The sequence below is a fragment of the Pseudovibrio sp. POLY-S9 genome, from assembly GCF_001431305.1.
Taxonomy (GTDB): domain Bacteria; phylum Pseudomonadota; class Alphaproteobacteria; order Rhizobiales; family Stappiaceae; genus Pseudovibrio.
The window spans coordinates 44,639-50,683 of the sequence record NZ_LCWX01000121.1; the positions used below are offsets into that span (position 1 = coordinate 44,639).

The 6,045-nt window shown below is 48.2% G+C and carries 4 protein-coding genes; 2 read left to right on the forward strand and 2 right to left on the reverse strand.

What is annotated here, in order from left to right; genetic code table 11:
* Nucleotides 1-983 (forward strand): methyl-accepting chemotaxis protein (locus PPL9_RS33175; RefSeq protein WP_244273371.1); only part of this gene is annotated, 983 nt, incomplete at its 5' end.
* Nucleotides 984-1,054: 71 nt separating this feature from the next.
* Here PPL9_RS33175 and PPL9_RS09345 read toward each other — a convergent pair.
* Nucleotides 1,055-1,588, reverse strand: coding sequence for an invasion associated locus B family protein (locus PPL9_RS09345; protein ID WP_057462443.1), 534 nt, complete (start codon nt 1,586-1,588; stop codon nt 1,055-1,057).
* Complete coding sequence (locus PPL9_RS09350) at nt 1,582-4,389, reverse strand: autotransporter outer membrane beta-barrel domain-containing protein (RefSeq protein ID WP_057462444.1); 2,808 nt, start codon at nt 4,387-4,389, stop codon at nt 1,582-1,584. The genes PPL9_RS09345 and PPL9_RS09350 overlap by 7 nt, the downstream gene beginning before the upstream one ends.
* 502 nt (nt 4,390-4,891) lie before the next feature.
* Here PPL9_RS09350 and PPL9_RS09355 point away from each other — a divergent pair.
* The coding region (locus PPL9_RS09355; protein ID WP_057462473.1) for an HlyD family efflux transporter periplasmic adaptor subunit at nt 4,892-6,045 on the forward strand (1,154 nt) is incomplete at its 3' end.

A 6,045-nucleotide genomic window follows, 5' to 3' on the forward strand; every position in this document is an offset into this window, starting at 1 on the left:
AGGATGAAATCGGCAAGATGCAGGACGCGGTCATGGTGTTCCGAGAGAACGCAATCGCCCGACGTGAGCTGGAAGAACGCGCTAAAACAGAGCGCTCCCGCGAGCAATCTCGCCAACAGCAAAAAGAAGAGGTTGTGGAACAGTTCCGCGTGGTATTGGAACGCAATGTATCCATGCTCTCCAACCAGTCTATGGAAATGCGCAGCTCTTCTGAGCGCCTGTTCGATGTCGCTAATCAGGCGACTCAACAGGCCAACAGCGCGGGGGAAGCCTCTGCCAGCGCATCGCAAAACGTAGAGACCGTTGCAGCGGCTGCAGAGGAGCTTTCTGTTTCCATTCAGAAGATTTCCAGCCAATCCACACGCGCCAATACGCTGGTGACATCCACCTCTGAAATTGCGCAGACCACGGACAACGAAGTCATTGCACTTGCAAAGTCTGCTGAGCAAATTGGCACTGTCCTCAATCTCATTCGTGACATCGCCGAGCAAACCAATCTGCTGGCGCTCAACGCAACCATTGAGGCTGCGCGGGCAGGGGATGCAGGCAAAGGCTTTGCAGTGGTGGCCACAGAGGTGAAAACTCTGGCAAGCCAGACAGCACACGCCACCGAGGAGATCTCAGCGCAGATCAACGACATTCAGAGTTCAACCCGCAGCACCGTGGAAGCCATTGGCTCCATCACAGCGGCGGGAAAAGAAATCAGCGAGCTGACATCCTCCATCTCTGACGCTGTTGAACAACAACAAATGGCTACCGCAGAAATTGCAGAGGCTGTTCAGGCAGCCTCAGACGGAACAGCATTAGCCGCCAGCAACGTTGTCTCCGTCAGCGGTGCGATCAACGAGACAACCACGGAAGCGGGAGCTACCAACCAGTCCTCAGCCCTGCTGGAACAAGTCACCAACGACCTATCCGCCGAAGTAGACACCTTCCTCACCCGCATCGCAGAAGAAGACACCCCGCAGGCCGTGAGAGCTTAAGTGAATTAAAATACCCCGGAAATCTTAACTCAGCTTTCCGTGGTATTTTATTGATCATCAACTTTAGTTTGCTAACGGATTGCGTTTAAAGCTTTCCCAAACCCTTGCAATGGAATGTCGACTATCTGCTCTTTTCCCGGGGAAGGCGCAAACTTGATCATCAACTTACTTCCCTTGCTCCAACTTCTTAACAGATCGGCATTGAACTGCTTAGAGCTGAAGCAGCCACGCGCATCGCATGTATTGATCGGCAAAGTTTCCTGAAGTTTTTCATCTAAGAACAACTGCCAACCTGCACTCAAGTGAATACCTAAAGGCCCCTGAATCAATAGGTATGGCTTACGATTGCTTGGCGGTGCAACGACCTCAAACTTGAAGAGAAGCTTCTTTGATTTCTTTAAGGATATGGTTTGGACAGCCACGCACCGCAGCCCTGAAGCCTCTCGCGAAACACCCTCACATTTTGTCTGCCAAAATGATGCGCCTGCAGTTGCATCCTGTACGAACCCAGGCGTTATAACTAAGCTACAAGCTAAAAATACCAAAGTGTGAACCCGTACTCGCCTAGCAAACTTATAGGCACTTCCAAACAAACCCATCACCATTTGTAACTGACCCCTGCATGGAGTTGTCCAGACTGTGCAGCACCTGTCGTGATGTAGCTTGCATTGATCTGCGCATTCAGATTGTCAGACAAAGACATGTCTATCCCGAGAGAACCTTCAAAGGCGTTGCGTCCGGATGTTGCAGCAGCAACATCCCATGAAAGACTTCCCAGAGAACTCTTTACCGTTGGAGTATGAGCATTTCCGAAGCCATGCAGCCAAAACGCTCCAGCATTAATATTCAGAAGTGTCTCACCAAGCTCAAACTCACCACCGATTTTTACTCCGAACTTCGTTGAACCAGAGAAACCTTCGAAGGCCTCTTGCTGCAAAGCGACCACTGCTTCACCGCTCTCTTGGAACTTTTTGCGTTTCGCAAACTCTGCACGCAACCCAACGATTGGTGAGAGATAGAAGGAGTTTGCCGAAGTTTTCGACATCCAGTCAGAAGCCAAATCAACTTCATGTCCTAGCTCAATATCTGCATATGCTGTATATCCAGATGACTTCCCGCTTAGATCATATGATTGGTTCGATAATCGAACCGAACGATCTGCCTCAAAGTTATCCCAGGACACACCTGTCAACACAGTCGCGTAAGTAGAGTCTTGAAGGAACTTTAAATAACCATATCCGTAATAAGACTCTGTTTTGCCCGATCCGTCAGACTTCCCATCAACTGTGTTTGACGAAATCCCGGTTCCGAGCCCTGCAAGTACGTTTTCCGACAGCGGCATGTCGAGACCAAAGAGGAAGCCGCCAGATCTGGATGTAAAACCGTTTGCATATTGATCAGCATCTACTTCAGCATATTCCCCCATAGACCGGGCCCATAAGCCAAACTGATGGCCCCCTTCCATTTGGGAAGATACCGCATTTTCAAGCACAGCTGTATGCTGCAAGATGCTGTCACGCACCAATCGATTAGCAAATCGTGCACCTAAAATTGATGATGCGTAGATGCTTCCAGAGACTTGCAGAAGTGTATCACTCGTCTGAGAAGCATTTAAACCCAGTAGGCCATTGTACAAATTATCAAGATCAGCATTACCAGTACTCAAACCACGTTGAGCACGCTGACCATCAAGTGCATTAGCTACGGCTACAGCATCAAGTTTTCCCGTCCCCTGAGCAAGTTGCGCATAACTATTTGCAGCAACGTAAACAGTGACATCATTTTCATTGTAAACGACATCTAGGCGGCTGTTTTCATTAAGCCCGTTTGTAGGCTGCTTCACCAGTGCATACGCCCCATCAACGCCGCCTTCCGCAGTTACTATACTAAATGAAGTACCAATCTCTGGCGTATAAGTATTCGTCGCGGCCCCAGTGATACCACGCAGTTTCAAATCCAGCGTTCCGCCTGCTGTGTATACACTGTTAGCGCCAGTCAACACCAATCGATCATAGCTGCCTGCACCTGCTCCCGTGCCAGTCCCATCAATTTCAGCAAGGAACGTACTACTTCCATTTTGTGTTACATTCCCATTCACAACCATTGTGCCTGGAGAGTTACCAGGAGAGATTGTTCCACTGATGTCAAGGTCACCCTTAACCGATCCAGAACCTGTAAGAACTGCTCCATCTGCAACCATCAACTTGCTGTCGCCGACATCTAAGTTAGAGCCCGAGGCAAGATGAACTTCGCCACCTTGAACATTGAACCCACCATTGATCTGGTTTTGTGTTCCGGTAAATGTCATTTTACCAGAACCTTTCTTATTCAATGTTCCAGCCCCACTAATTTTGCCAGTCAGCGCAACATCATTTCCGTCTGTGTCAAAAGTTCCGCCGTCTTCAGCAACATTGAAGTCAACATTCAATGCTCCACCCGTGGAGACTTTCAATGTCCCACCCTTGAATGTAGAGGTTACTTTCCCATCATTCAGGTCATCCGTTGAGTAGCTATCTTGGGCCGTGTCGATATCTCCCCATATATCGGCCCCATCTTCAATGACTTTCAGCGCATCATCGATATCAGTTCCGAATATCAAAGAATAAGTGAAAGTAACGGTCTCGCCTGCCAATACGCTTGCCCAATAAAAACCAAGGCCAATCGTACTGTCGCCGACTGACGAGTTAACCCCATCAGCGCTGTTGTAGTAAAACTTGCCAGATTCAGACCAACTACTCGCTATCCCACCACCAGAGTTATCAAGTCCAGTTACAAATCCAATGATCGCTTTTGAGGTAGTCGCTTCAGAGTAAACAAAATTGTAGTTTTCTTCATCAACTACATAGTTGTTTGTGATGTATGAATCCCCCAACTGCTGTTGAACATCGGGATCGGTGAACACACCATAATGGACATCGGTCATGTCGATGCTTGCGGTCATTGAGATAGTTACACTGACATGCTTGTCCTCATCATCAAAGGCAATGTCTTGTTTTATTGATCCGTCAGCGTCAGAAGAACTAAAAATTACTCGATTGTCCGCAATTGTACCGTTGTATTCAATCTCACTCATGTCAGTGAGTTTTCCGGAAATTCCACTACCACCAGCATTGTTTGCTGATTTTCGAACACCGTCATTGTACTCTATATCAAAGCCATAAAAAGGAGTACCAGGGATCAAGTAATCGTATTTATCATTGAACGAACCAGTACCAGTTTCGTCGTATTGAATACCTGGCAAAGTGTTGTTGCCATAACCTAACGTCCCATCTTCACTGATTCCAAATTTTATGTGGTTCCCCTCTAAAATCATAGATCCAGCAGCCAACGCAGGGCTTTGCACGTCAGCGTATGCAACCGCACTTACTAATATGGTTGTCGTGAGCAATAAATTCTTGAAAAGCATTGAAAGACTCTGGTTTTAAACTAGGCATTTTTACGTTAACCAGAACCTATGCACTCATAAATTGCATAGCAATACCTCAAGCCAACGTTGCTCGGCGTCAGGTATCTCAATCCTAGAGATATCTTCAACACATCATGTGCGATGAAGAATTATCGATAAAAATAAATTTAAATAAATATTTATTAGATTAATTATTTCAGCACATTAAATAGATGTAGATTGCATTATTGAAAGTTCTAACAATCACTTTTCGTTACCTGGCTACCCCAATTATTTTCCATCAGGAATTTGGGGATAAATAGAATATAGAGTCTACAAACTTCATTTGGCAAGTGATGTTTTCTTAGGCAACCACCTCTCCCACCATCACTACCTTCGGCTGATTGGCACCCAAAACTCAAATTCCACCTGAGTTACAAATCCGTACAATTTTTGGGTTGCGTGATTTTCATATTAGAATATTAGAAGGTAATAATTAACAAGTCACAGCAGAGGTGGTCCTGTGACCCATCACAATGCGCCAAACGAAGATTTGCCTTTGGAAGATACGGGCATTTCGTCTATTTCGGGTAATGCTCGCAAGGGCTTGCCATTCAAGCGGATTATTCTGCTTGTCCCTGTCTTCATTGCTATCATGTTCACCGGTGGTGTCATGGGCATGTACTTCCAACCCGCTGGCCTACGCCTGTTTTATGAGATGACAGGGCTAGAGCCGGGCGGTGGAAGCAATCAGAAAATTGCCGTTCCAATCAACACGACAGTGACCAAGGAAGACATCAAAGCGCTGGAAGCAGGCGCTGTGGTGGCGCTTGGTAAGCTGATCCCGCGGGACGGCGTTTCTACCATAGCCTTGCCATTCGGAGCAGGGGATGCCCGCATTGCGGAGTTGCCAATCTCAGTCGGTGATTGGGTTGAGACAGGCACTGTGCTCGCCTTGTTGGACAATCGCCCTTCACTGGAAGCCAGTGTTGAGGCAGCCAAGGCGGAAATCGCGGTTTCTGAAGCTTCCCTCCGGCAGGTGCAGCTCTCTATCACAGCCAGTCAGGTGGAGAACGAAGCCGATCTTAACCGTTCCAAAACCAACGCGGATCTGTCACAGGCGGAACTGGAGCGCACCAAGTCTCTGTTTGCCCGCAAGGTGGTTACACAAGCTCAACTGGACCGCGCAGAAGCTGAAGCCGAAAGCGCTTTACTGGATGTAGCTCGCAAGGTGGCAACCCTGCAGCGTTACAGTGGTTCAGCCGATCTCTCTCAGGCGGATGTAGAACTCGCCAAACGCAAGTTACAATCTGCTGCAATCGCTTTGCGCACCGCTGAAGTAAACCTCGAGAAATCTGTTGTCCGCGCACCGTTTGATGGCACCGTGCTGGATCTGCTGGTGCAACCCGGCGAGCGTCCATCTTCTGCAGGCCTCATTGAGTTTGGTAATACCCGCGAAATGACAGCTGAAATGGAGATTTACCAGAACCAGATTGGCCGTCTGAACATCGGCGATGCCGTCATCTTACGCGCAGAAGCTTTGACGCAGGAACTGCGCGGAACGCTGACAGAGATTGGGCTGATCGTCGGACGACAGAACATCATTAGTGTTGACCCCGCCGCAAACACGGACGCCCGAGTGGTCACAGTTGTTGTGACGTTGGACGAGACATCATC

Excerpts from the sequence above, each read along its gene's own strand:
- PPL9_RS09345 (WP_057462443.1), bottom strand. The coding sequence starts at position 1,588 with ATGGTGATGGGTTTGTTTGGAAGTGCCTATAAGTTTGCTAGGCGAGTA.
- PPL9_RS09350 (WP_057462444.1), bottom strand. The coding sequence starts at position 4,389 with ATGCTTTTCAAGAATTTATTGCTCACGACAACCATATTAGTAAGTGCG.